This window comes from Anaerobacillus sp. (genome assembly GCF_046314235.1).
In the GTDB taxonomy this organism is placed as follows: Bacteria; Bacillota; Bacilli; order Bacillales; family Anaerobacillaceae; genus Anaerobacillus.
In genome coordinates, this window is the sequence record NZ_JBKBWN010000002.1 from 225,353 (window position 1) to 247,461 (window position 22,109).

Consider the following 22,109-nt stretch of genomic DNA (forward strand, 5'->3'; position numbering starts at 1 on the left):
GAATTGGAGAGAAAATGAGAACTTATACATTTATAAAAAATTATAAAGAAAACGATAAATACAGAGCTAGCTTTAATGACTTAGCTAAACTTACATTTCAAATTGATTTTGAGCCTTGGTTTAAACAGCAGTTTTGGAATGATAGCTATATATGTTATTCCTATTTAGATGGAGACAAAGTTATTGCGAATGTTTCGTTTAGTAAAATGGAGATGGTCGTTCAAGGTGAAAAAAAACACGCGATTCAAATTGGAACGGTAATGACGCACCCTGATTACCAGAAACAAGGCCTTGCTGGAAGTTTGATGATGAGAATTATTGCAGAATATGAGGGAGAATACGACTTATTTTTTCTGTTTTCCGATGAGAGTGTATCAACGTCATTCTATAAAAAATATGGATTTACACCTGTCCAAGAAACAATCTATACTCTAAGCGTCACGCCAATGATCACGAACAGTCAACCTCGAAAACTGAACATACAAAGCGATAGAGACATGATCTTAAATTACTATACTAAGAAAAAGTCTTCTCATAGCTTTGATATTGAAAAAGCAGAGAGTATTCTAGGATTTTACGGTGTGTACGTATTTGCCAACGATTTCTACTACATAGAGCAGTTAGATACGGTTGTCATTTATAAAAATTCAGACGAAAAACTCCATGTATATGGTATTTTTGCCGGACAAACAGTATCGTTTACAGAACTATTAAGAGAAATTGCCACTGAAAAAACAACCGAAGTCGTTTTTCATTTCACGCCAAACTTTGAGGATGTAAATCCGATGATGTCAGCTTTACTTACGAGGGATGACATTTTCCAGATAAGAACGTCAAAAGTGAGCTTACCAACGAACTTTAAATTCCCACTCATTGCACATGCATAAATGGAGTAGTTTTTTTTCATTTTTCTCGTTTATAAAAAAATTAAGGCTGTTCCAAAACTTACTCCCCTGATCATATCACTTAGGGCAGCAGTAGTATTGGGACAGCCTTATCTTATAAACGAAACACACTAATCGTTTTTAAGAACAAAGACCTTTTGAATAAGTGGGTAAATGAAAAAGCCAACTAAAACTCCAAATACATTAAGGATGAGATCATCAATATCTAAACTACCTCTTTTTGTGAGATATTGAAGACCTTCGATTACACAAATCGAACATATTGCAACCATGAAAAGAGAATTTAAATTGGGTTTTATTTTTATATAGCAAAAATACAAACCGAATGGAATGAATAAACCGATATTGGCTGCTAAATTATAAAACGCTATTAAAAAATTGACCTCTCCAGAAAGATAATAGAGAATCGTTTCAAACGGAACGAGATTGATCGAACCGTATTCTTGGTTTGCTGGTCTAAAAAATAGGAGGACGATTAGTCCGCTTAAATAAAGAAACGCAATCATATGAAGGCTACGTCTTGAAACGACGATTTTTTCATGTTGTATAACGCACACAACATATAAAACGAGCAAAGTATAACAAAACCAAACAACACCAATGACAAGCGGGTGTAGGTAAGAAGTTAATTGGAATAAGGTTGGCAAAAGCAGTAAAAATACAATTTGTGACAGGAATAAGTAGACTTTTGTTGTTTTTTTCATATTTCCCCCAATCCGAACTTGAACAATTGTTTTAAGATTGTTCAATCAACTAGACTTCCAAATTATAATAAAAAAGGAACAATCTGTACATAGGGGGGGGGACTATAGTGATAGAATTTTCACAAAAAATTGAACAAATAAACATTAATTTTAGTAGAAAAAAATAATTTTTTTTTCCATAAAACAGTAATCCTTCCAAAAATGCTTTTCTCATACAGCAGTAAGGGCGAGGACGTTAATTTTTATCTAAAGTAAAGATAAATAATAGCCATTAAGGGCCATATGAAAAAATAAACTGTCAATAAAATTTGCTATTCCAATTTTTCTATGTTACTCTAAGTAAGAATTATTTTTGTTCGGTGGTATGGAAATGAATAAGTTGTAAACTTTTCGCCTTTGATATCAAATTGAGCAACAATAGTAATAAATCGTGGATAATAAATCCACATCAGGAGGAAACACACATGCAACAAGGTACAGTAAAATGGTTTAACGCAGAAAAAGGTTTTGGTTTTATCGAGGTTGAAGGTGGAGAAGACGTATTCGTACATTTCTCAGCTATCCAAGGCGACGGCTTCAAATCTTTAGACGAAGGTCAAAGAGTAACATTTGACACAGAGCAAGGCCAACGCGGTCTCCAAGCTACTAACGTTAACAAAGCATAATTATTGAAGGACTCTTTTTAGAGTCCTTTTTTATTTGGGTTTGGACAGTATTAGACCTAGAAGAAGTAAAGTAGTCTGAAGCAGAGCTGGGTTTGGACAGGATCAGGCTAAGACGAAGCATAGTAGTCCGAAGCAAAGCCAAGTTTGGACAGGATCAGGCTCAGAAGAAGTAAAGTAGTCTGAAGCAGAGCTGGGTTTGGACAGTATTAGACCTAGAAGAAGTAAAGTAGTCCGAACCCGAGCCAAGTTTGGACAGGATCAGACTCAGAAGAAGTAAAGTAGTCCGAACCCGAGCCAAGTTTGGACAGGATCAGACTCAGAAGAAGCAAAGTAGTCCGAAGCAGAGCCAAGTTTGGACAGGATCAGGCTCAGAAGAAGTAAAGTAGTCTGAAGCAGAGCTGGGTTGGGACAGTATTAGACCTAGAAGAAGCAAAGTAGTCTGAACCCGAGCAAGGTTTGGACAGTATTAGACCTAGAAGAAGTAAAGTAGTCCGAAGCAGAGCAAGGTTTTTGTCTTACATACATACACCTCTTATAGAATTCCTCGAAAGATCTAGCTTGTTTCTAAGCACTCTGCAACCAGTGTAAAGTCCTTCTAAATCTCTCTACAGTGAAATCCCTCCCAGTTGGTCGAAGGAGAGTTTTTTTCAAAAGCGTTGGTAAACAAGATTTCTCCCAATTATGGTACAATTAAATTTAGCTTGTTGCGCCTTCGCCAAGCAAGTATTTATAAGATAACCTCAGGAAAGAGTGAGGCGTTTGGATATAAAGTTAAATAAAAAAATCATAGAAGAAATGTGTGGAACGGTCTCCTTTAAAAGAGGAGATTCTTTTCATCGTGCTAATAAAGTAATCTTTAATAATTTTAGTCTCGATCATTGTAGTGCAACGGTTACAGGAAAAGAAGAATTCCATGTCACGATTGAAAAGGCTGAAAGCGGAAGCCTGAATAAGACCTGTAGCTGCCCGAAGCTTGCTTCGTTTAATAAGGATTGTCAGCATATCGCAGCTGTATTATTAGCGATTAACGCCAAACAAAGGCAAGCAACGACTCCAAGTTTCAACATTTCGTCAAATCCCTTAACGAAAGGCTTGTTAACCATATTTGATGATCAAGAAGGTCGTTCAAGCTGTCACCAACTTCATTTTGAAAAAAGACAAGTGCTTGATACTGAATTCACTTGTAAACCGGTCACTTTCGGTAAGCGAGAGCTGCTCGGGATAGAGATCTCGATTTTTGGAGTGAAAATAGAAGATATCCGATTTTTTCTTGAACAGGTGAAGGGCGGACAGTCTTGCATACTATCTCATTCCTTTACGTACGACCCAAATCTTCATTGCTTTCAAAAAGATACGAATGCCGTCCTATTGGAACTCATCCAAGTGATTGCTGATGAAAAGGTATTTATTGAGGAGTTAGCGGATCGAAAAAAAGATTTAAGTAAGCCGCAACTATTACTAATTCCTTCTTCTTCTTGGGACAGGCTTCTGCCACTGCTTAAACAAACACCATTGGTGAAGTTGGAGTACGACGGAAAGAGACACAACCTACACTTTTCGGAAAACGAGCTTTCATTACAGTTTGACTTTGGTAAGGCCGATGGTAGGGGCTATGAACTGAAGGTCGAAGGGTTGAAGGACATGATCGTGTTTCCGTCATATAGCTATGTCCTAGCTGGTGGTAGCTTAATTAAGATGAAAAATGACGATTGCAAACGACTGGCCGATTTAAAGCAGATGTTAGATGTCTCATCAACCAATCGAATTCCCATCTCTGAAGAGCAAATTCACTTTTTCCTTGAAAAAGTCGTCCCAGGTTTAAAAAAATTAGGTGCTGTTCATATTTCTACTGCTATTTCCGAGCAGCTAGTTAAGTCGCCTTTGGTTGCCAAACTCTATTTGGATCGTGTTAGTAATCGACTTCTTGCAGGGCTAGAATTCCATTATGAGCAAATTGTTATAAACCCTCTGGAAAATCGCGAACCGAAAGCAGCCACAATGCTAATCAGGGATATCGAAAAAGAAGAAGCGATTTTGGAGTGGATGGAGGATAGCGAATTTGCAAAAACGGACGGCGGCTATTTGCTGCATAATGAAGAGCTGGAGTATGAGTTTTTATATCATGTTGTTCCAAAGATGCAAAGTTTTGTCCAAATTTATGCAACAACAGCTGTAAAAATGCGGATCTTCAAAGGGAATACACCTCCAAGAATCCGCGTAAAGCTAAAAAAAGAGCGGACCAATTGGCTGGAATTCAAATTCGAACTTGAAGGTATTCCAGAGAACGAAATACGCGAGGTACTTGCTGCCCTCGAAGAAAAACGGAAGTACTATCGCTTACCTAATGGATCACTAATGTCGTTAGAAGCAAAAGAATTTAACGAAATCAATCAGTTTTTACATGCACTGCCAATTCAAAAAGAAGATTTCGAAAGCACTTTGAATGTACCAATTGTCAAAGGTCTACAAATCCTTGATGCTGTTCATGATCAAAACTTATTCACGATCGAAAAATCATTTCGGCTGTTTTTAGAAAAAATTAGCGACCCGAAACGACTCGAGTTTGAAGTACCTGAGAATTTACAATCGATTTTACGGGATTATCAAGCGACTGGCTACAAATGGATGAAGCAACTTGCAAGCTTTGGTTTTGGCGGAATTCTCGCCGATGACATGGGGCTTGGAAAAACGCTGCAGAGCATTACGTTTATCGTATCCGAGCTTTCGGTTATTCGTAAAAAGAAAATTCCAGTCTTAATCGTTTGCCCATCGTCTTTGACCTATAACTGGCTTAGCGAATTCATGAAATTCGCGCCAGAAATCCAAGCAGTTATCATTGATGGTGATAAAACAGAGCGAATGAAGCTGCAAAAGGACATAACCAGTATTGATGTTCTCATCACTTCCTACCCGTTATTACGCAGAGATATTAAGTGGTTTGAAAAATACACGTTCCATACCGTTTTCTTTGATGAGGCACAAGCATTTAAAAATCCTGTAACACAAACAGCTAGGGCCGCGAAGAAAATCCAAGCAGATTTCCGCATCGCCCTCACTGGTACACCTGTTGAAAATTCACTAGAGGAACTGTGGTCAATTTATCATGTCGTTTTTCCTGAGTTATTCCAAGGGCTAAAGCAATATAGCAACCTTACAAGAGAAACGATTGCAAGGCGGATTCGTCCATTTTTGCTACGAAGAATGAAAGAGGACGTTCTTTTAGAGCTTCCAAAAAAAGTTGAATTGACACAACGGATCGAATTACTCCCTGAACAAAAGAAGTTATACGCTGCCTATTTAGCAAAGCTAAGACATGATACGTTAAAGCATTTGGACAAGGACACACTCCGAAAAAATCGGATCAAAATTCTCGCCGGTTTAACACGGCTTAGACAACTATGTTGTCATCCAGCCTTATTTGTTGACGGCTATAAAGGAAGTTCCGCGAAATTTGAGCTACTCATGCAAATCTTAGCGGAGGCAAAGCTTTCTGGAAGAAGAGTATTAATTTTTTCGCAATTCACGAAAATGCTTGGAATTATTTCAAGTGAATTAGTTGCACAAGGAAGATCCTTTTTCTATCTAGATGGCCAAACTCCATCAGAAAAAAGAGTAGAAATCTGTTCTCGTTTTAATTCAGGCGAGCGTGATCTGTTCCTCATCTCTTTAAAAGCAGGCGGTACTGGGCTCAATCTAACGGGTGCCGATACTGTGATCCTCTACGACTTGTGGTGGAATCCCGCTGTCGAGGAGCAAGCCGCAGACCGTGCTCACCGCATCGGTCAAACAAATGCCGTCCAAGTTATTAAGCTCGTCACCAAAGGCACAATCGAAGAAAAAATTGATGAACTTCAAGGAAAAAAGCGTGACCTTATCGAACAGATCATTGATCCAGATGAGAAAGCTACTGCTGCACTCACAGAAGACGACATACGAGAGATTTTAATGATATAGCTTCCAGTAAAACTTTTATAGTCACCAAAAAAGCACACCAAATCTGACCTGCACCCAACCAGTAATTTGTGTCTAACAATTGGGGTGCAGTTTAATCAGGAGATTATGGTGTGCTTTTGACATGGGAAGGCCTTTCGACAAGCATTAACAAGTTACAGATAGCTTGAAGACGATTGAAAAGTATTAAGCTTTTCCTCGTATGACAATAAGCTTTTTCCTCAGCATGACTTTTTATTATGGAAAATCTCATAAACTAATAAAATAATGGTAGAATGGAGAAATAATTAAACTTACTGGCATCGGATGGTGTTTATATTTATGGCAGAAAAGAAGAAGTTAGCAGAGGTAGACTTATATAAACCAATCCAAACGTATTTTACAAAAGAAGGATTTGAGGTTTATGGAGAGGTTAACGACTGCGATATCGCAGCAGTAAAAGGCGATGAATTAGTTGTAATTGAATTAAAACTTACATTAAATGTTGAGCTCCTTGTCCAAGCTACAAAGCGGCAGCGTCTAACAGATCATGTTTATATTGCGATACCTAAGCCTAAGTACAAGCTAAGGTCAAAACGTTGGACCGATATTTGCCATTTACTTAAAAGGCTAGAGCTAGGATTAATTGTTGTTTCATTTTCAGGAAACCGAAAAAAAACAGAGATTTTGTTTCATCCGACTTCATTTGATCGAAAAAAAAGCATGCGTCAAAACAAACGAAAAAGAGCTGGTCTACTGAAGGAAATAAATGGACGAAGTGCAGATTACAATGTTGGCGGCAGTACCCGTACAAAAATTATGACTGCCTACAAAGAAAACTGCATCCAGATCGCGGCTTACCTGGAACGCTATGGTCCGTTATCTCCGAAAAGTTTGCGTGATATGGGGACGGGTGAGAAAACTTCGTCCATTTTAACGAAAAATTTTTATCGTTGGTTTGACAAAGTTAAGCGAGGTATTTATGTAATAAGTGACAAGGGAAGAAAAGAGATCGAGGAATATCCTGAACTTGTCAGTTATTATTTAGAGAAGGTTGCTCACGAAGATACTGAGGCTAGTATAACAAAAGAATGAACAATACTACTAAAAATAAAATGAGGGTGACTCAACGTCCGTCACCTCAAGTGCTCTGTGCCAAATGAAAATTTCAATTCTATTGGCATACATGAAAAACTTGAGGGAAGCGATACGGTTGAGTCATCCTCTTATTTGTATTGCAAAGAAACTTACCTTGTTTTGCATAGGAACTCACCTTCATGAACCTCGTTTGAAATAGGTAAGTTTTGTAGTGTCAACGTTATTTTGCGTTATTATGTTGACTCATTTCCATTTCAATACGTGCAACTTCTTCTTTGCTTTTTTGATCCGCTTTTTTCAATCTTGATAAGCTTATTTTCGCAACGATAAAAAGAAACGCCATCATTAAATAAGCATACCCAAAGCCACCTGCAGCTTTATCCGGGAATGTAAAGATATCCATAGGTAACACTACCTTTCGTATTATCTAACATAAGTATACTAGGAATGGTGTTTTTAATCCACATTTAACTACCTCCATTAAAATCTAGGCGGCTGGGTACTTGCTCTATTTATAGACGACTACATAGAATATTACGAATAACAACCAAGGAGGAATGAACATGTATGATCACTACCAGCAAGGTACAGGAATTAATCCTTATTCGTACCAAATAGGATCCGAACAATATAGAGATTTTGATCCAAATGATCAAAGGGTACTACCGTTATTAGGGGCTACCGCACTACCATTATTTTTAGGTGGAGCATTGGGCGGAGCATTTGGTGCCGGAGGCTTTGGAGCGCCATTTGGCGGAGGTTTTGGCGCACCAGTGGGAGGTTTCGGAATGCCATTCGGTGGAGGATACGGGTTTCATCATGGCTATTATGGAGCGCCATATGGCAGACCGCCATTCGGTTATGGTCGCCCCCCATATTGGCATGGCAGACCGCCATTTGGACACGGTAGACCACCATTCGGTCATGGCTATTATTAAGAGCCGTTCAATCTAGGCAAGTGTTGATAAACTTTAATATTAGGACAATGGCCCATACACATTGACCACATTTGAATATAGTAACTTCGAAGGTGGATATAACAAAATTTCCACTAAACTAATATAAAGGAGTAGATCACACATGGGTGCAGGATTTGCGTTAATCGTAGTATTGTTTATTCTTTTAGTAATTATTGGGGCTTCTTACGTAGGCCACGGTTATTAATTAATTAGAAAAAGGTTGCCATTTGGCAGCCTTTTTCTGTGCAATTATTTCGGCGATTTCTATCGTTCACCTCTTATACAGGAACTGGATAAGAGCGAAGCGAAATATCTTTTCGATCTTAGGTGATCCTCATATACAGTTTAATGTTGAATTCCTGTTTCTAAATGCGAAAAAACAGCATCAAGATTTTCGTATCCTCTTGAGTCTCCATCTTCACATTCGATGACCCACGTTTGTTCTTGTGGAGCTAAATCACCTTCGTCATTTTTTTTGAAGGCTTGGTGTATCATATACACTTCGCCGTTTTTCCTGACTGTATAACCTAGATAATAACGGTTTCCTTCACCTTCTTCTTGAAAGATACCAACATCATCAAGGTCATATTTTTCCAACATTTTTTTGAGAGAGTGATTCATCTCAGTTAATAAAGCTTCCCTTTGCATAAATTCCATAATTAATCCCCCTTTCTTGATACAGTTCTAATATGCATTATTTTTCAATTAAATATTTAGTTTTGTGGGACTTCAATAAATTTTCCATTAGTGAGTCATAATAATAGTGTGGAACGAAATAAATGAAGGAGTTGTTTTCGTTGGGCGCAATTGATCGAAATGGGTATCGTTTTGAACCAGAATTCAGCGTTATAAATCAAGCTGGAGCCATTCACGTTACAAAAGATGGTGAATTTATTGAAGAAATTGTCTTTAATTTCTCGGGGCAATTTCCTGAATTAAGTCAATTAGAAGATATTGTTGATACATATTGCGAAAAACATAATATTTAGGAGGCTTTTCATATGGACGTTACTTTAGGCTATTTACGAGAATCACTATCAAACTATACAGAGAAATACCCAAGCTGCCAAAAAATTTATACGATGCTTAAAGAAAATCAGTACAAAAACGAAAGTGAATTTGTTAACGATTTAAATGAAGCGGATGTAGCTGTCCTAGATCTTGTCTTAAAGAACGAAATTACGTACGCAAAAAAAGAACAAGACCACAAACGAGCTGATGAATTAAATGAAGTGTATGAGTTACTATTTTAAAAGGTCGATAAGGTGAAAAATATAAGCATGTTTTCTCCATTGCGTAAAGCTCTTATTGTATAATAAAAACGAACGAACAAAAGACAGTGTCCCACTCGAACACTGTCTTTACTATTTAATAAACTATGGTGATCACAGATGAGAAAAGTCATTTTCCAGCAGTTAAGAGAAATTGAAAATGAACATCAAGTTAAAATTGTTTTTGCATGTGAAGTAGGCAGCAGAGCTACTGGTCTGGAAACTGAAAGTAGTGACTATGATGTTCGCTTTATTTACATCCGTCCAATTCAATCGTATTTATCAATACATAAAAAAAGCGACGTCATCTCTATGCCGATCAATGATCAGCTTGATCTTCATGGCTGGGGATCTCCATAAAGCCTTGTTATTGCTAAAAAAATCAAATCCGACATTGTTAGAATGTTTGCATTCAACCAATGTGTACGAGCAAAATATCAAAATTATTTCGATAATCAAAGAAGCCGTTCCTTCACTTTTTTCACAAAAAGCATGTTTTTATCATTATCTGAAAATGGCAACTAGTAATTATCAAATCGTATTAAAGGGAAATACATCAGTAAAGCAGTATCTTAACGTTATTCGACCACTTCTTATGTGTTTATCGTTAGAGAAAGAATTTGCATTTCCGCCTTTAGAGTTACAAAGGCTTGTCCATTTATGTGATCCGTACATAAAGGAACAAATAAAAGAGCTGATCCTTCTGAAAAAAGGGCAGAACGGAACACCAAATTACACTTCTTTAAATACATTCATAGAAACAGAAATAAACCGACTAGCAGCAGTAGTCAATCAGTTAAGCGAGGGTAAAGAGAACGATAGTAGACGATTAGACGAGATTTTTACGTTTGCTCTTAAGACCGTCTGGAACATCAATTTTTAAAAGGGAGTGGAGAAATAAATTGTTAAAATATATTATTTTCGATTTTGATGGAACTCTAGTTGATTCGAAGGATTTTTCAATCCAAGTAATCAATCAATTAGCAGAAAAATACCAGTTCCAAAACTTAAGTAGGGAACAAATCGAGGAATTAAGAAAATACTCGATAGCTGACCGTTGCCGTATGATGAACTTTCCATTGCATAAAATACCGTTTGCGTTTATCGAATTTCTACTTCTTTATAAAGAGGGGACACAACAATTGCGCTTGTTTCCCGGTATAAAGGAGTTATTAGCAAAGCTTGAAGAAGATAATTATAAATTAGCGGTTATCTCATCAAATACAGAAGAAAATATTAAACAATCACTTCAAAATAATCAGGTAGACAATATTAGTGAAATATTAGCAGCATCAATTTTTGGAAAAGACAAGATTATTAAAAAATTCTTGAAAAATCATAGATTAAAAGCTTCTGAAGTACTTTATGTAGGGGATGAATTACGGGATATCTTGGCCTGTAAGCAAGCAGGCGTAAAAATCGCTTGGGTTGATTGGGGTTTTGATTCAATCGAGGTGACAAAAGTAGAACAACCGGATTTCTTTGCTCATCAACCTTTGGATATCTATTCCATTACTCAATCAATAGGAGGCTAAGATGGGAGAGGCTGTAAAAACAATTGAAAAAAAATCTGTCATTGAACGCTTCGGGTTAGAAGCTGTGCCAAAGCATTTAAGGACAACTACTTCTATCGAGTATGCAATGATCCAAGTGGCTATTTCTGTAAACGCCGGCAACTTCCTTGTTCCTGCTTTAGCTGTATTGGAAGGTGGACTGTCTTTTTTTTATGCTGTGTTATCTACGGTCATTGGCGCTGCTGCTGCTTTTTTATTTGTATCGATTTTAGCGTTACCTGGAGCGAAATATGGCATTCCTGCTCAATATGCAATTCGATCAATCATGGGTATAAGAGGTGCACGTTTCGTTGCCTCACCTGTTCGTACCCTGACTTCGCTTTATTGGTTTAGTGTCCAAACAATAGGAGGAACTTATCTTCTAAAGGAAATGATTGAACGATTTTTAGGATACCAGGTTGGATTTGTGCCGCTGGCATTAATCATGGCCACAATTATGGCCACTCTTGCACTGATCGGTTTTGAGGCTGTAAAAAAAATCACAAAAGACTTTTTACCCGTTTTATTTCTGGGCGGCGTTGTTATGCTTTATATTTTCATTTCCGTCACTGATGCTGGAATGACGTTTAGTGACGTTTGGAAAAAGGAAGGGACAAATCAAATCGGGACAATGCTTTTCTTTGCAAGTTTAGCCTTTGTTCAATATGTTTCTGGAGTAAGTTCTGCCTCAGATATGGCCCGATATGCAAAATCACCAAAACAAGCTTTTGGTGGCTTATATGTTGGTAATGTCATCGGTTTTTCGATTACTGCTATATTAGGAGCTTACACAGCAACATTAGCTGGTAGCTGGAACCCATATGTTATTTCAACACAACTTACCGAGTCGCCGTTTTTTATCTTCATTATTTTTGTGGCGGCTATTGCTTCGATGATCTCAATTAATTTATCTAATGCCTACACCGGAGGCTACAGCTTATTAAATAGTATCCCTAGGCTAGGGCGGGTTAGAAGTGCGCTCGTTTTTGGGCTTGCCGCGATTACTTTAAGTGCTTTTCCAACCCTTGTGAATGATGCGAAAGTGTACATAACCCTTTTAGGTGCCTTTATCATCCCGCTCTCTGCTGTCATTGTCAGTGATTTTTTGTTCGTTAAAAAAACAGTGCTAACCGATTTAGATTTTGAACGTCTTGGGAACGAAAGCTATCGTTATAACATCATTGGTTTTAGTTGTGTGCTCATTGGACTAATTATTTATCTAATATTGCCAGTTTCCTACTCACCTGGATTTGTTACATTTGTCGTTACTGGAATTTTGTATTATGTCTTGAAACAATATTCAAATGATAAGTGAGGCAAATGCTTCGCAGCACGCCGCGATGCCCTGTGTTTTAAGGGACAGCCCGATTTTATTTATGGTTGAAAATACATTCGCCTTTAAATACAAACGCTAAGAGGAACTCTAAATTTAGAAACGATAAATGATTGAGGTGTTTGCAATGCAATATAAACCACTAGAGCTGGCCTTCTATCAACAACCGACGCTTCAATTAGCGCAATCACTTTTAGGGAAATTGCTTGTAAAAGAAACTAGAGAGGGGGTTGCATCAGGGTGGATCGTTGAAACTGAAGCATACATTGGTCCAGGCGACAGAGCTGCACATAGCTTCGGCAATCGTCGTACACCGCGAACCGAAGTCATGTTCGGTCCAGCCGGTATTACTTACACATATGTCATGCACACCCATTGCTTAGTTAATGTTGTTAGCGGTGAACTTGGAAGGCCAGAAGCCGTTTTAATTCGAGCCATTGAACCAGTTGATGGAATTGAACTAATGTATTTTCGTCGCGAGAAAGTAAAAAAAGAGAAGGACTTAACAAATGGTCCAGGAAAACTTACGAAGGCATTAGCAATTACAAAAGAGGATTACGGACATCCGCTAACTCAACCGCCATTATATATAGCTGAGGGAAAACAACCTCAATTGATTTTGAGTGGGCCTAGAATTGGAATTGATAATAGCGGTGAAGCCAAAGATTACCCATGGCGTTTTTGGGTTAGCGAAAATCAATATGTATCAAGATAAAGAGGCTGCCCATAAGTGTCAGAGCACCTCACAGTCAGACTAAATAGAGAAGTGTATGTTTGTACAATATCTATTATAGTAGGCGAGGCGACTGGTACTTTGTTGGGACAGCCATTTTTAAAAATTTATTGTTGTTGTGAAGAATAGTTGCTTGATTGGTAAGGCGATTGTTGATGTTGTTGCATGTTCATTTGGTTCATCATTTGATGAGTTTGATGTTGCATTGGTTGATACGAAGGAGTAGAAGTATGACCATAGCTTATTGTTGTGCTTCCTTGGCTTCTAATTTCCTGCTCTAACTGGTTACAAGTTTGAATTATTTGTTGGCATTGTTGGATCGCTTGATCATGCCCTTGAAGCGTGTGTTGGATCAATTGAGTCGCTTGACGCTCACGTTGGATCATTTGCTCTAACATTTGGACGTTTTGTTGCTCCTGTTGTAACATTTGTTTGTATTGCTGACTACCTTGTTGTGTTTGCTGAATTAATTGTTGCGCATATTGACGACATTCGTTAATTTGTTGCATTCCTTGGTTATATGTGTTCATAGATGATGACCTCCACGTATTTGTTTTTTGGAACAAACGTATTTTGTGCTTTTGCTGAGCAAGCAATCCTGATAAAATATTTTAAAAAAAGGAAATAACTAACAATTTGCTTTTGGTTTATTTCTGTTGTTTTTAAGAGAAAGAAACGGATTGGACGCAGTAGGTAAAAATTTATTAACTTCTTACTCTTACATACTTCCCAACAAAAAACGAGTATTAACCTTTCTACGGCCAATACTCGTTCATCACCATGTATTATTAGTCTGAAATGATATTAGGTTCACGGTCAGCTTCAACCGCAAGAGCATAAGCTGCTAAAATCGATGCTTTTTCTTCAGGATTTGTAACGCCTACCAACGTTTGTTCATCCTCATATTCCTCGATCCGCATTAAAATTACTTCTTCACTTGATGAAAGCAGTGCATATGAATCATCTGCCATGTCAAATAACGCCTCAACATTATAATCTTTCTCATTCCCATCGTCATCTTCAATCGTAATTTGATCACGAAGTTCGTTCATTTCCATATTGAATATACCACCTTTTTCTCTGACTTATCGTTAATTTCCCCGTAACAAAACAAATTATTTTGTCATTGAAAAGAGACATATTCATTCGTCTAAATATGAAAAAAAATGATAAGATTGTAATGATCTAAAACCTGCGTAAGAAACAATATATTTTTGAAAAATAAGGAGGATTTCTCATTAAAAAATTAGTTTTTATTCTTTTACTAACATTCATTGTCAGTGGTTGTGCTGGAGCAACGAACAACCATGAGGACGTTGTTGCAATCGTAGCTGGAGAAGAAATTAAAGTAAAACATATTTTAACTCAATATCCATATGAAGAGAAATATGTTGAAATGTATCTCAAGGAAGAAATAATTATTGTTGAAGCACAAAAGCTTGGCATTACTATTAACCAACAAGGAATAGATTACATGAAGAAGTTATATTACCCTGGAATCGATCAAGAGGGTGATACAGAATTTTTCGAAACTCAGGCTGCACAGTTAGAGATGTCTGTTGAAGAGTATTATGAGCTTTGGACAACAAATTATCTGACAAGAGATGGTTACTTACAGGAGTATATTGAGAAGAATTTTGAAGCGCCTACGACTGAAGCAGAAGCACAAATTTGGCGAGAAAACATCGATAAGCATATTAACGAGCTTGTTGAAGAATATAAAAGTACCGGTCAATTAGTATTGAACTAAGAAGTAATGGCTGTCCTAAAAGTGTTAATCCACCTCGACGTGATCCTATACATTATAGTGTAGACGCTGTCATTTTTGACGAGGTGATTGATACTTTGCATGGGACAGCCTTTATTTGCATTTTGACGTACAGCCTTCCTACAATTGTCGTTTAGCGAATAACAGTTATTTTAAATGCGCAAACTATAAGAAAACAATTGGAGGGCACCATGGACCAGCAACCCTTAACATATTTTGAAAAACTAGAACGGCTATATGTTTTAACTGAAACGCGGAAAATGCTAAAAAACCAATTAAGCGAACTCCAAGTGAACAACCAGTCCCAAGCTGGTATTGAAGATGATCTACTCAAAATAGAGCAAGAAATTATGTACTATGCAAATGGTCATGACATTGAAGAATTGGATTTTACTACTTCGTCATTAATTAACCCTGTCTTTTATACAGATTTTGAAGGGGTTGAGTAACGTGGCGAAAAGACGGCGACGATTACTTGTACCAGAAGCAGCTCAACAGGTAAATCGTTTTAAAGCTGAAGTGATGGAACAAAAAGGGTATAACGTTAGTCAAAATTCACCTGAGTCCGTAAAATACGAAGTCGCAAAACAGTTAGATGTTCCGCTCAAGAAAGGGTATAACGGCACACTTACCTCAAAACAAGCAGGCCAAGTTGGTGGTGAAATTGGTGGCCATATGGTGAGTGAAATGATTAAATTAGCAAAGAATAATTTAAAGAAATAGTATTTCTTTGAGAAGAGTTACAACTAACCAGTTGTAATTTTTTTGTGTTTTTTAAGTAGGATTATCAAATTAGTTAAAATGCCAAAAAACAATTTTATGCAGTAACTTCTCCTTATGTTAAGATAATGAGACATTAGTTTTTTTAGAGGGGAATTGATAAGGAAATGAACGTATTTATTACAGGGGCAACTGGATTTTTAGGGACTGAACTTGTAAAAGGCTTAGTGGGAGAGGGCCATCAAGTTTACTTATTAATTCGCAGTAAGAAAAAAGCTAGTGCATTACTGGAAAAATTACCAATTACACAAAGACACCTAGTCCATTTTTGCGAGGGAAATTTAGAAACAACGAGATTAGGTATGAGTAATCAAACAGTTCAAAATCTTGTTGGTAAAATAGATATCTTCTTTCATAATGCCGCTTTTCTCTCCTTTGATGAATCGCTAAGAGACGAAATTTTCAAAACAAATCTCGACGGCACAAACTTTTGTTTAGAATTTGTAAAAGAAATTAACGCTCAAAAATTTATCTATGTGAGCACTGCATATACGTTAGGTAATCAAACTAGAGGTCAAGAGGAATTATACTCTTTAAATACAAGATTTGTTAATAGTTATGAAGAAAGCAAATGTCATAGTGAGCACGCTGTGATGGGGTACAGTAATACGTTTCATGTCGCAATTATGCGTCCTTCGATCATCGTTGGGAACTCCATTACCGGTGAAGCAAACACAACATTTGGGATGTATGGGATCTTAAAAGCAGTTCAACTATTAAAAAAACGTTCTATTCGATTGAATAAGGAAATAGCTGTGAGATTACTAGTAGATAAAAATACAGTCTCCAATATTGTTCCAGTTGATTATGTTGTACAAGCTCTGTTGTTGGCCATGAAACATAGGATAAATAAAACTGTGTATCATCTAACAAACCCAAATCCGCCAACAAATGAATTTGTCATTGAAATGATTAAAGATGTGTTTGACTACCAAACTTTAAGGTTAGCTTCCATTGAAGAAGCACCCCATTTAACAGATTTTGAACTTTCTATTAATAAACCACTAGAAGTTTTTAAAGACTATGTAAATAGATCGATCCATTTCCCAACCAAAAATACAAACGAATTATTTCACGAAAATGGACTCACTCCGCTTAAAATGGATGGGGACATGCTTTATCGGATTATTAGCGGTTATACTAAAGAAGCACCGGTTTATAACAAATAGCTAAATGATAGAGTTACAACTTTAAATGGTTGTAACTCTTTTTATAATCCGCTGATATTAATTTAGTTGCATTAAACTATATCTAGAGGGACATATCCAAAGCTTGATCAATTATGAAAATGACTAAAATAACAAGAAAAACAGTATTTTTAGTAGGAATATCTATACGAACGTCGAAATATTATTAATAGTTTGATAAGATGAGTAGTATGTCTAATAGTCATTTTTTATAGGAGGATATATGGAACGAACATTGAGAGGACATCATTTATTATGTGTCCACGGCTTTCAAGGGATGGGATACAGTCCTGAATTTGTTGTCAAGATGGGCTCAATCGTCGAAGAAATTCGCGATGATGCGAATGACTTTCCAATTCGCGTCGTTGCTACATTAGATGATGCTTGTACTGCATGTCCCCATAATGGCGGAACGATTTGTATTGCTAGCGTTGGTTCAGACGAGCATGTCAAAACGATGGATGAAAAAGTTATTGAGCACTTACAGCTTGAAAAAAATAAATTGTATCGCAAAAGTAAACTCGTTGAGTGGACTGCACTGAAAGTTCAACCTGATGATTTAGATTATTTATGTAAAGACTGTAGTTGGTTACCTTATGGTGTTTGTAAGGCAGGAATCGAAAAACTAAAAACCAATAAGAGGTGAAGACGATGAAGCAAAAAGACCTTGTTGCAACATTTTCAATTGTTGGGTATGACCCAGAAACAGAAGAGTTAGGAATTGCGGTCCAATCCAAATTTTTAGGTGTGGGCGCGGTTGTTCCATGGGCGAAAGCGGGTGTAGGTGCAGTCGCAACCCAATCGTATGCAAATACTACATACGGTCCACTAGGTCTTGATCTAATGGCCGCTGGTAAAACCGCACAAGAAACGATCGATCTATTAACTGCTGAAGATGAGGACAGAGCACTACGCCAAGTTGGCATTGTCGACGGAAAAGGAAATGCCGCGACGTTTACAGGTGAGAAATGTTTTGAATGGGCTGGTGGGATAGCCGGTAAACATTTTGCCGCACAAGGAAACATTTTAGTAAGTGAAGCTACTGTTAACGCAATGGCTACTACATTCGAAACGGCAACAGGGTCGTTAGCTGAGCGACTATTAGCTGCTTTAGATGCAGCACAAGAGGCCGGTGGTGACTCTCGCGGGAAACAGTCTGCAGCACTCCTTATTGTAAAAGAGGAAGGTGGGTACGGTGGTTATAATGACAGGGCAATTGACCTTCGCGTTGATGATCATCCTGATCCAATCAAAGAGCTTATTCGCATCTATGAATTACAACAGCTCTACTTTAGCAAACCCACTCCAGAAGACATCATAGACATTGATGAAACAACATTAGTAGAAATGAGTAAAGCGCTACAAGCATTAGGCTATCTAAAAATAGACGCATGTCGAGCAGAAGATCTTACTGAAGGCTTAAATCAATTTATTTTGACCGAAAACTTTGAAGAACGCCAGCAACCACAAGGGAAAATTGATAAAAAAGTGTTGAACTTTTTATTAAATAAAAGCAAAATTTAATTTCTTTGCGAAAAAATCTATTTTTTGACTAAATCCAGTAGGGTTTGGTCTTTTTTATGATAAAAATGTGGAGTTGACTAGAGATTGCCTGGGGTTTTTATCTGAAAAAAATCGACCTTGGAAGTAGCTTACTATCCAATCTACCAAATTGATCAAAATGGATGCTTCAGCAAGCAAGAAATTGGAGCTTGAATTTTTTATATGTTACGATCAGAACTAAAGTAACAAATAAAGGAGTGTTTTTTTATGAAGCTAGTTTCTATTGAACCAACACCTAGTCCGAATTCCATGAAAATTAACTTAGATACAAATCTGCCTAACAACCAGTCTTATAACTTTAAAAAAGACGAAAAAGACATGGCACCTGACTACTTAAAATCACTACTAGAAATTGACGGTGTGACAGGTGTTTATCAAGTGACAAACTTTATTGCGCTTGAGCGTCATCCGAAAATGGATTGGAAAACAATTTTACCGCAAGTTCGCGGAATCTTTGGCGAAAAAGCTGAAGTCGTAAATCAGGAAGAAAGCGGACCTACTGATACATTTGGTGAACTAAAAGTGTTCGTTCACATGTTTCGGGGAATTCCGATCCAAATAAAAATTGAAGACGGTGATGGCGAAAAACGCTTTGGACTTCCAGATCGCTTTAAGGAAGCAATTCTAAAAGCTCAATCTGCTGCTGATAATCTAGTAAAAGAGCGGCAATGGAAAGAATTTGGCGTACGCTATGGTGATGCAGAGGAAGTTGCCAAGGAAGTAACCGAAGAGATTGCAGCAGCTTACGACCAACAACGTCTAGACGAATTAGTTACAGCAGCATTTCAAAAAGCAGAGGAACGTCCAATCCGCGTGCAATTATCTTCAGAAGAAGTGGCAGAAGCATTTAAGGGTGACGATTGGAAAACTCGCTATGCAGCCCTTGATAAAATGATTCCAAAACAAGAAGACATCACTTTACTCGCCATGGCGTTAAACGATGAAAATACATCAATCCGCCGCCTTGCTGTTGTCTATTTAGGAATGATTGAGGATGAGGCGGTTCTTCCATATCTCTATAAAGGCTTAAAAGATCGATCAGTGACCGTAAGAAGAACAGCCGGTGATTGCTTATCTGACCTCGGTAACCCTAAAGCAATTCCGGCTATGATTGAAGCGTTAAAGGATAAGAACAAATTGGTCCGTTGGCGAGCGGCGATGTTTTTATACGAAGTCGGTGATGACAGTGCGCTAAATTCCTTAAAGGCGGCTGAGGATGATCCTGAGTTTGAAGTAAGTCTACAAATTAAAATGGCGATTAAGAGAATTGAAAGTGGCGAAGAAGCAGCAGGTTCTGTTTGGCAACAAATGACTAACGCCAGAAAAACAGAATAGTGAGGTTGTCGCAAAAGTATCAGCGCCTCGAAGTGAGAGGAAATCTAGCTAATTTTCACTGAGGATTGCAGAAGTGTTTTCGATGCCATCCATTTTGTTCCCCTGTACAATTATCGTACAGGGGAATTTTTTAGTAAGCTTTTAGGAACATCTAGTAGTTTCTTTTCGGAGTACGAAGATCTCATGTGATTTAGCTAAAAAATAGTTTGTCGATTGATTAATTTCAAATTAAGATGGGGAAAATATAAAGTGTTAAAAAAGTAATAGAAAGGGGAGTTTCTAATGCCACAAGGCGCTACTGAAACAAAAACGTTAAAAGTTGGCGATCAAGCACCTGATTTTAGGTTACTGGCACACGGTGACCGTATCGTATCATTGAGTGATTATCGCGGTGAAAAAAATGTATTTTTATGCTTCTACCCCTTAGATTGGACTCCAGTCTGAGGCGCGCAGATGCCTTCATACGAGGATGATCTTTCTCGTTTTGAAGATTTTGATACCCAGGTCTTGGGTATAAGTGTCGACAGTGTTCATAGTCATAATGCATGGGCAAAATCAATAGGCGGTCTTTCATATCCTTTATGTGCTGATTTCTATCCGCACGGAGAAGTATCTGAAAAATATGGAGTTCTACGTACCAATCCAGAGGAACCGGCCTACGGTGCATCTGAACGTGCCTTAATGATCATTGATAAAGAGGGAACTATTCAGTTTATTGATGTTCATCCAATTGGTCAGCAACCTGATAATGAAGAGTTATTCGATGTTTTACGGAAGTTATAAACAAATCGCAAATAAGGAGGTTGTGTATGGAACTATCGCGAAAAGCCATACCATATACGCCTAACGATAAACCTTTACATGAAATGACGATCATGATTGTTTCAACATCGGGAGTTCATTTAAACGATCAAGAACCTTATAACACCGATCCTGCTGAGGGTGATGCAACATTTCGGATTATCCCTGGCGATGTTGAAACAAAAGATCTAACAGTTACACATTCAGCACCAAAGGATCACTATAATACTGACTATCCTAAAGAAGATATTAACTGCGTTTTTCCGATTGATCGCTTGAGAGAAATGGTAGACGACGGTGATCTTGGCGGTGTAGCCGAAAAGCACTTAACAATGATGGGCTATTCTATGAGGCTAAACAAAATTAATAAAGAAACGATCCCAGCACTCGTCAAAGAAGTTGTTCGCTCTAAGGCGGATGCAGTCTTACTAACGGCTGGCTGACCACTTTGTCATCGCACTGTAGTTACAGTGCAGCGTGGCATTGAAGCACAGGGAATTCCTACTTCTTTAATTACGCTTGATGTTGAACAATCAAGTTTAATGAGACCTCCAAGAGCCATCCATCCAATTGGGTTCAAATTTGGTCATTCGTTAGGAAAACCAAACGATAAAAACACGCAAATGAAGGTTTTACTGGCAGCACTAGAGGAAATTACAAAAAGGCAAGAGCCTGGTCATATTCATGAAGTAGATTTCCCTAGCTATAAACAATCATAGGTTTAGAGTCTATCTAATAAGTATTAGCTCATCTCGATTTAACACTATATATAGAAGTATTTGTTTGTACTCAATCTATACTATAGCAACCGAGGTGACTGATACTTATTTTTTGTAATAGAGTCCCATGTTTATCCACACTCAAAATTCTCCTTAAGAATGAAAAAAAGCTCGAACATTGTTGTTTTTATAATCTCTACATTCTGTTACAATAGAACTACATTGAATTATCTGTTTACATTCTATGACTAAATCACAAATAAGCAATGAGAATGTTGACGACAAAGAGGGGAAGAATGAAGAATGAATACCAACTTCGTTTTATTCAATATTGAAGGTGGAACATACGGAATTGATATTAATAATATTGTTTCTATTGAAAAAGTTTCAAAAACTACACATACACCACAAATGCCAGATTACATGGTAGGAATCGTTAGTATTCGGGGCCAAGTATTACCTATCATTGATAGCAAAAAACTACTTTATAATCAAGCAAGTCAAATTGACCAAAATACAAGATATATTCTGATCGAAACTGAGCACACAACAATTGCCTTTATGGTTGAAAGCACGAACGAAATCATTAATTTCGATCCGTCGTTAATTAAGCCTGTTAGTTTAGTTGGCTCAAGTAGTAGCTATAGCTTTTTAGATGGTGTAGCTTTAGTCGAAGACCGGATTATCTCAATTATTAATATCCAAGAACTAATTTCTTCGATTGATAATATTGAAAAAATTAAAACGGACTTTTTAACGGAAGTCTAATAATATAACCAAACATAAGACAAGTCCACTTATTAGG

At 37.4% G+C, this 22,109-nt stretch carries 29 protein-coding genes; 24 read left to right on the forward strand and 5 right to left on the reverse strand.

Going from position 1 to position 22,109, the window contains the following annotated elements; all coding sequences use genetic code 11:
* The first annotated feature begins 14 nt into the window (after positions 1-14).
* A complete protein-coding gene (locus ACK4M9_RS03160; RefSeq protein ID WP_409847897.1) occupies positions 15-887 on the forward strand; it encodes a GNAT family N-acetyltransferase in 873 nt (290 codons plus the stop codon).
* A 128-nt stretch (positions 888-1,015) separates the two neighbouring features.
* Here the strand turns inward: ACK4M9_RS03160 and ACK4M9_RS03165 are convergent, their stop codons facing one another.
* Positions 1,016-1,609, reverse strand: a complete 594-nt coding sequence (locus ACK4M9_RS03165) for a VanZ family protein (protein ID WP_409847899.1) — start codon at positions 1,607-1,609, stop codon at positions 1,016-1,018.
* A 464-nt stretch (positions 1,610-2,073) separates the two neighbouring features.
* On the opposite strand from ACK4M9_RS03165, the gene ACK4M9_RS03170 reads away from it, so the two are divergent.
* From ACK4M9_RS03170 to ACK4M9_RS03180, 3 genes are all read left to right on the forward strand, one after another.
* Positions 2,074-2,274 carry a cold-shock protein gene (locus ACK4M9_RS03170; RefSeq protein WP_409847901.1) on the forward strand — a complete coding sequence of 67 codons (201 nt, stop codon included), beginning with the start codon at positions 2,074-2,076 and terminating at the stop codon, positions 2,272-2,274.
* A 759-nt stretch (positions 2,275-3,033) separates the two neighbouring features.
* Complete coding sequence (locus ACK4M9_RS03175) at positions 3,034-6,228, forward strand: DEAD/DEAH box helicase (protein WP_409847903.1); 3,195 nt, start codon at positions 3,034-3,036, stop codon at positions 6,226-6,228.
* A gap of 318 nt (positions 6,229-6,546) precedes the next feature.
* Positions 6,547-7,299, forward strand: coding sequence for a DUF2161 domain-containing phosphodiesterase (locus ACK4M9_RS03180; protein ID WP_409847905.1), 753 nt, complete (start codon positions 6,547-6,549; stop codon positions 7,297-7,299).
* A 223-nt stretch (positions 7,300-7,522) separates the two neighbouring features.
* Here ACK4M9_RS03180 and ACK4M9_RS03185 read toward each other — a convergent pair whose 3' ends face one another.
* The gene (locus ACK4M9_RS03185) at positions 7,523-7,705 is read right to left on the reverse strand and encodes a hypothetical protein (protein ID WP_409847908.1); all 183 of its coding nucleotides are present in this window, start codon (positions 7,703-7,705) and stop codon (positions 7,523-7,525) included.
* Positions 7,706-7,865: 160 nt separating this feature from the next.
* Here ACK4M9_RS03185 and ACK4M9_RS03190 point away from each other — a divergent pair, with 160 nt between their 5' ends.
* Positions 7,866-8,240: a hypothetical protein gene (locus tag ACK4M9_RS03190; RefSeq protein ID WP_409847910.1), complete on the forward strand. Its 375-nt coding sequence runs from the start codon at positions 7,866-7,868 to the stop codon at positions 8,238-8,240.
* A 142-nt stretch (positions 8,241-8,382) separates the two neighbouring features.
* Positions 8,383-8,466: a YjcZ family sporulation protein gene (locus ACK4M9_RS03195; RefSeq protein WP_409848277.1), complete on the forward strand. Its 84-nt coding sequence runs from the start codon at positions 8,383-8,385 to the stop codon at positions 8,464-8,466.
* A gap of 140 nt (positions 8,467-8,606) precedes the next feature.
* On the opposite strand, the gene ACK4M9_RS03200 is transcribed toward ACK4M9_RS03195, so the two are convergent.
* Entirely contained in the window at positions 8,607-8,918 is a 312-nt protein-coding gene (locus ACK4M9_RS03200; protein ID WP_409847913.1) for a DUF5634 family protein, read from the reverse strand.
* Between the two features lie 140 nt (positions 8,919-9,058).
* On the opposite strand from ACK4M9_RS03200, the gene ACK4M9_RS03205 reads away from it, so the two are divergent.
* The 7 genes from ACK4M9_RS03205 (at position 9,059) to ACK4M9_RS03235 (ending at position 13,133) form a co-directional block, all read left to right on the forward strand.
* Positions 9,059-9,250: a YbxH family protein gene (locus ACK4M9_RS03205; protein WP_409847916.1), complete on the forward strand. Its 192-nt coding sequence runs from the start codon at positions 9,059-9,061 to the stop codon at positions 9,248-9,250.
* A 12-nt stretch (positions 9,251-9,262) separates the two neighbouring features.
* A complete protein-coding gene (locus ACK4M9_RS03210) occupies positions 9,263-9,514 on the forward strand; it encodes a sigma-G-dependent sporulation-specific acid-soluble spore protein CsgA (protein WP_409847918.1) in 252 nt (83 codons plus the stop codon).
* 138 nt (positions 9,515-9,652) lie between these two features.
* Positions 9,653-9,892 carry a DNA polymerase beta superfamily protein gene (locus ACK4M9_RS03215; RefSeq protein ID WP_409847921.1) on the forward strand — a complete coding sequence of 80 codons (240 nt, stop codon included), beginning with the start codon at positions 9,653-9,655 and terminating at the stop codon, positions 9,890-9,892.
* A 4-nt stretch (positions 9,893-9,896) separates the two neighbouring features.
* The gene (locus tag ACK4M9_RS03220) at positions 9,897-10,415 is read left to right on the forward strand and encodes a DNA polymerase beta superfamily protein (RefSeq protein ID WP_409847923.1); all 519 of its coding nucleotides are present in this window, start codon (positions 9,897-9,899) and stop codon (positions 10,413-10,415) included.
* A gap of 19 nt (positions 10,416-10,434) precedes the next feature.
* On the forward strand, positions 10,435-11,067 hold the full coding sequence (locus tag ACK4M9_RS03225) for an HAD-IA family hydrolase (protein WP_409847926.1): 633 nt from the start codon (positions 10,435-10,437) through the stop codon (positions 11,065-11,067).
* Position 11,068: 1 nt separating this feature from the next.
* A complete protein-coding gene (locus tag ACK4M9_RS03230; protein WP_409847929.1) occupies positions 11,069-12,400 on the forward strand; it encodes a purine-cytosine permease family protein in 1,332 nt (443 codons plus the stop codon).
* Positions 12,401-12,545: 145 nt separating this feature from the next.
* Positions 12,546-13,133, forward strand: coding sequence for a DNA-3-methyladenine glycosylase (locus ACK4M9_RS03235; protein ID WP_409847930.1), 588 nt, complete (start codon positions 12,546-12,548; stop codon positions 13,131-13,133).
* Between the two features lie 125 nt (positions 13,134-13,258).
* Here the strand turns inward: ACK4M9_RS03235 and ACK4M9_RS03240 are convergent, their stop codons facing one another.
* Positions 13,259-13,681: a hypothetical protein gene (locus tag ACK4M9_RS03240; protein ID WP_409847933.1), complete on the reverse strand. Its 423-nt coding sequence runs from the start codon at positions 13,679-13,681 to the stop codon at positions 13,259-13,261.
* Between the two features lie 258 nt (positions 13,682-13,939).
* Entirely contained in the window at positions 13,940-14,209 is a 270-nt protein-coding gene (locus tag ACK4M9_RS03245) for a DUF1292 domain-containing protein (protein WP_409847935.1), read from the reverse strand.
* Positions 14,210-14,547: 338 nt separating this feature from the next.
* Here ACK4M9_RS03245 and ACK4M9_RS03250 point away from each other — a divergent pair, with 338 nt between their 5' ends.
* From ACK4M9_RS03250 to ACK4M9_RS03300, 11 genes are all read left to right on the forward strand, one after another.
* On the forward strand, positions 14,548-14,901 hold the full coding sequence (locus ACK4M9_RS03250) for a hypothetical protein (RefSeq protein WP_409847938.1): 354 nt from the start codon (positions 14,548-14,550) through the stop codon (positions 14,899-14,901).
* Positions 14,902-15,110: 209 nt separating this feature from the next.
* Positions 15,111-15,368: a hypothetical protein gene (locus ACK4M9_RS03255; protein ID WP_409847941.1), complete on the forward strand. Its 258-nt coding sequence runs from the start codon at positions 15,111-15,113 to the stop codon at positions 15,366-15,368.
* Between the two features lies 1 nt (position 15,369).
* Positions 15,370-15,642 (forward strand): alpha/beta-type small acid-soluble spore protein, encoded by a 273-nt coding sequence (locus ACK4M9_RS03260; protein ID WP_409847943.1) that lies wholly within the window; start codon positions 15,370-15,372, stop codon positions 15,640-15,642.
* 164 nt (positions 15,643-15,806) lie between these two features.
* The gene (locus ACK4M9_RS03265) at positions 15,807-16,868 is read left to right on the forward strand and encodes an SDR family NAD(P)-dependent oxidoreductase (RefSeq protein ID WP_409847945.1); all 1,062 of its coding nucleotides are present in this window, start codon (positions 15,807-15,809) and stop codon (positions 16,866-16,868) included.
* Between the two features lie 241 nt (positions 16,869-17,109).
* On the forward strand, positions 17,110-17,532 hold the full coding sequence (locus ACK4M9_RS03270; protein WP_409847947.1) for a DUF1284 domain-containing protein: 423 nt from the start codon (positions 17,110-17,112) through the stop codon (positions 17,530-17,532).
* Between the two features lie 5 nt (positions 17,533-17,537).
* Positions 17,538-18,410: a DUF1028 domain-containing protein gene (locus ACK4M9_RS03275; RefSeq protein WP_409847948.1), complete on the forward strand. Its 873-nt coding sequence runs from the start codon at positions 17,538-17,540 to the stop codon at positions 18,408-18,410.
* Positions 18,411-18,656: 246 nt separating this feature from the next.
* Entirely contained in the window at positions 18,657-19,784 is a 1,128-nt protein-coding gene (locus ACK4M9_RS03280; RefSeq protein WP_409847949.1) for a conserved virulence factor C family protein, read from the forward strand.
* A 282-nt stretch (positions 19,785-20,066) separates the two neighbouring features.
* A complete protein-coding gene (locus tag ACK4M9_RS03285) occupies positions 20,067-20,567 on the forward strand; it encodes a redoxin domain-containing protein (protein WP_409847951.1) in 501 nt (166 codons plus the stop codon).
* Between the two features lie 26 nt (positions 20,568-20,593).
* A complete protein-coding gene (locus tag ACK4M9_RS03290) occupies positions 20,594-21,028 on the forward strand; it encodes a glycine/sarcosine/betaine reductase selenoprotein B family protein (protein WP_409847954.1) in 435 nt (144 codons plus the stop codon).
* A gap of 27 nt (positions 21,029-21,055) precedes the next feature.
* Complete coding sequence (locus tag ACK4M9_RS03295; RefSeq protein WP_409847957.1) at positions 21,056-21,304, forward strand: hypothetical protein; 249 nt, start codon at positions 21,056-21,058, stop codon at positions 21,302-21,304.
* Positions 21,305-21,607: 303 nt separating this feature from the next.
* Complete coding sequence (locus tag ACK4M9_RS03300; RefSeq protein WP_409847960.1) at positions 21,608-22,072, forward strand: chemotaxis protein CheW; 465 nt, start codon at positions 21,608-21,610, stop codon at positions 22,070-22,072.
* Positions 22,073-22,109 lie beyond the last annotated feature (37 nt).

Excerpts from the sequence above, each read along its gene's own strand:
- ACK4M9_RS03190 (WP_409847910.1), top strand. The coding sequence starts at position 7,866 with ATGTATGATCACTACCAGCAAGGTACAGGAATTAATCCTTATTCGTAC.
- ACK4M9_RS03195 (WP_409848277.1), top strand. The coding sequence starts at position 8,383 with ATGGGTGCAGGATTTGCGTTAATCGTAGTATTGTTTATTCTTTTAGTA.
- ACK4M9_RS03170 (WP_409847901.1), top strand. The coding sequence starts at position 2,074 with ATGCAACAAGGTACAGTAAAATGGTTTAACGCAGAAAAAGGTTTTGGT.
- ACK4M9_RS03255 (WP_409847941.1), top strand. The coding sequence starts at position 15,111 with ATGGACCAGCAACCCTTAACATATTTTGAAAAACTAGAACGGCTATAT.
- ACK4M9_RS03180 (WP_409847905.1), top strand. The coding sequence starts at position 6,547 with ATGGCAGAAAAGAAGAAGTTAGCAGAGGTAGACTTATATAAACCAATC.
- ACK4M9_RS03165 (WP_409847899.1), bottom strand. The coding sequence starts at position 1,609 with ATGAAAAAAACAACAAAAGTCTACTTATTCCTGTCACAAATTGTATTT.
- ACK4M9_RS03185 (WP_409847908.1), bottom strand. The coding sequence starts at position 7,705 with ATGGATATCTTTACATTCCCGGATAAAGCTGCAGGTGGCTTTGGGTAT.
- ACK4M9_RS03235 (WP_409847930.1), top strand. The coding sequence starts at position 12,546 with ATGCAATATAAACCACTAGAGCTGGCCTTCTATCAACAACCGACGCTT.
- ACK4M9_RS03230 (WP_409847929.1), top strand. The coding sequence starts at position 11,069 with ATGGGAGAGGCTGTAAAAACAATTGAAAAAAAATCTGTCATTGAACGC.
- ACK4M9_RS03290 (WP_409847954.1), top strand. The coding sequence starts at position 20,594 with ATGGAACTATCGCGAAAAGCCATACCATATACGCCTAACGATAAACCT.
- ACK4M9_RS03280 (WP_409847949.1), top strand. The coding sequence starts at position 18,657 with ATGAAGCTAGTTTCTATTGAACCAACACCTAGTCCGAATTCCATGAAA.
- ACK4M9_RS03245 (WP_409847935.1), bottom strand. The coding sequence starts at position 14,209 with ATGGAAATGAACGAACTTCGTGATCAAATTACGATTGAAGATGACGAT.
- ACK4M9_RS03240 (WP_409847933.1), bottom strand. The coding sequence starts at position 13,681 with ATGAACACATATAACCAAGGAATGCAACAAATTAACGAATGTCGTCAA.
- ACK4M9_RS03160 (WP_409847897.1), top strand. The coding sequence starts at position 15 with ATGAGAACTTATACATTTATAAAAAATTATAAAGAAAACGATAAATAC.
- ACK4M9_RS03275 (WP_409847948.1), top strand. The coding sequence starts at position 17,538 with ATGAAGCAAAAAGACCTTGTTGCAACATTTTCAATTGTTGGGTATGAC.
- ACK4M9_RS03200 (WP_409847913.1), bottom strand. The coding sequence starts at position 8,918 with ATGGAATTTATGCAAAGGGAAGCTTTATTAACTGAGATGAATCACTCT.
- ACK4M9_RS03270 (WP_409847947.1), top strand. The coding sequence starts at position 17,110 with ATGGAACGAACATTGAGAGGACATCATTTATTATGTGTCCACGGCTTT.
- ACK4M9_RS03300 (WP_409847960.1), top strand. The coding sequence starts at position 21,608 with ATGAATACCAACTTCGTTTTATTCAATATTGAAGGTGGAACATACGGA.
- ACK4M9_RS03250 (WP_409847938.1), top strand. The coding sequence starts at position 14,548 with ATGTATCTCAAGGAAGAAATAATTATTGTTGAAGCACAAAAGCTTGGC.
- ACK4M9_RS03265 (WP_409847945.1), top strand. The coding sequence starts at position 15,807 with ATGAACGTATTTATTACAGGGGCAACTGGATTTTTAGGGACTGAACTT.
- ACK4M9_RS03215 (WP_409847921.1), top strand. The coding sequence starts at position 9,653 with ATGAGAAAAGTCATTTTCCAGCAGTTAAGAGAAATTGAAAATGAACAT.
- ACK4M9_RS03210 (WP_409847918.1), top strand. The coding sequence starts at position 9,263 with ATGGACGTTACTTTAGGCTATTTACGAGAATCACTATCAAACTATACA.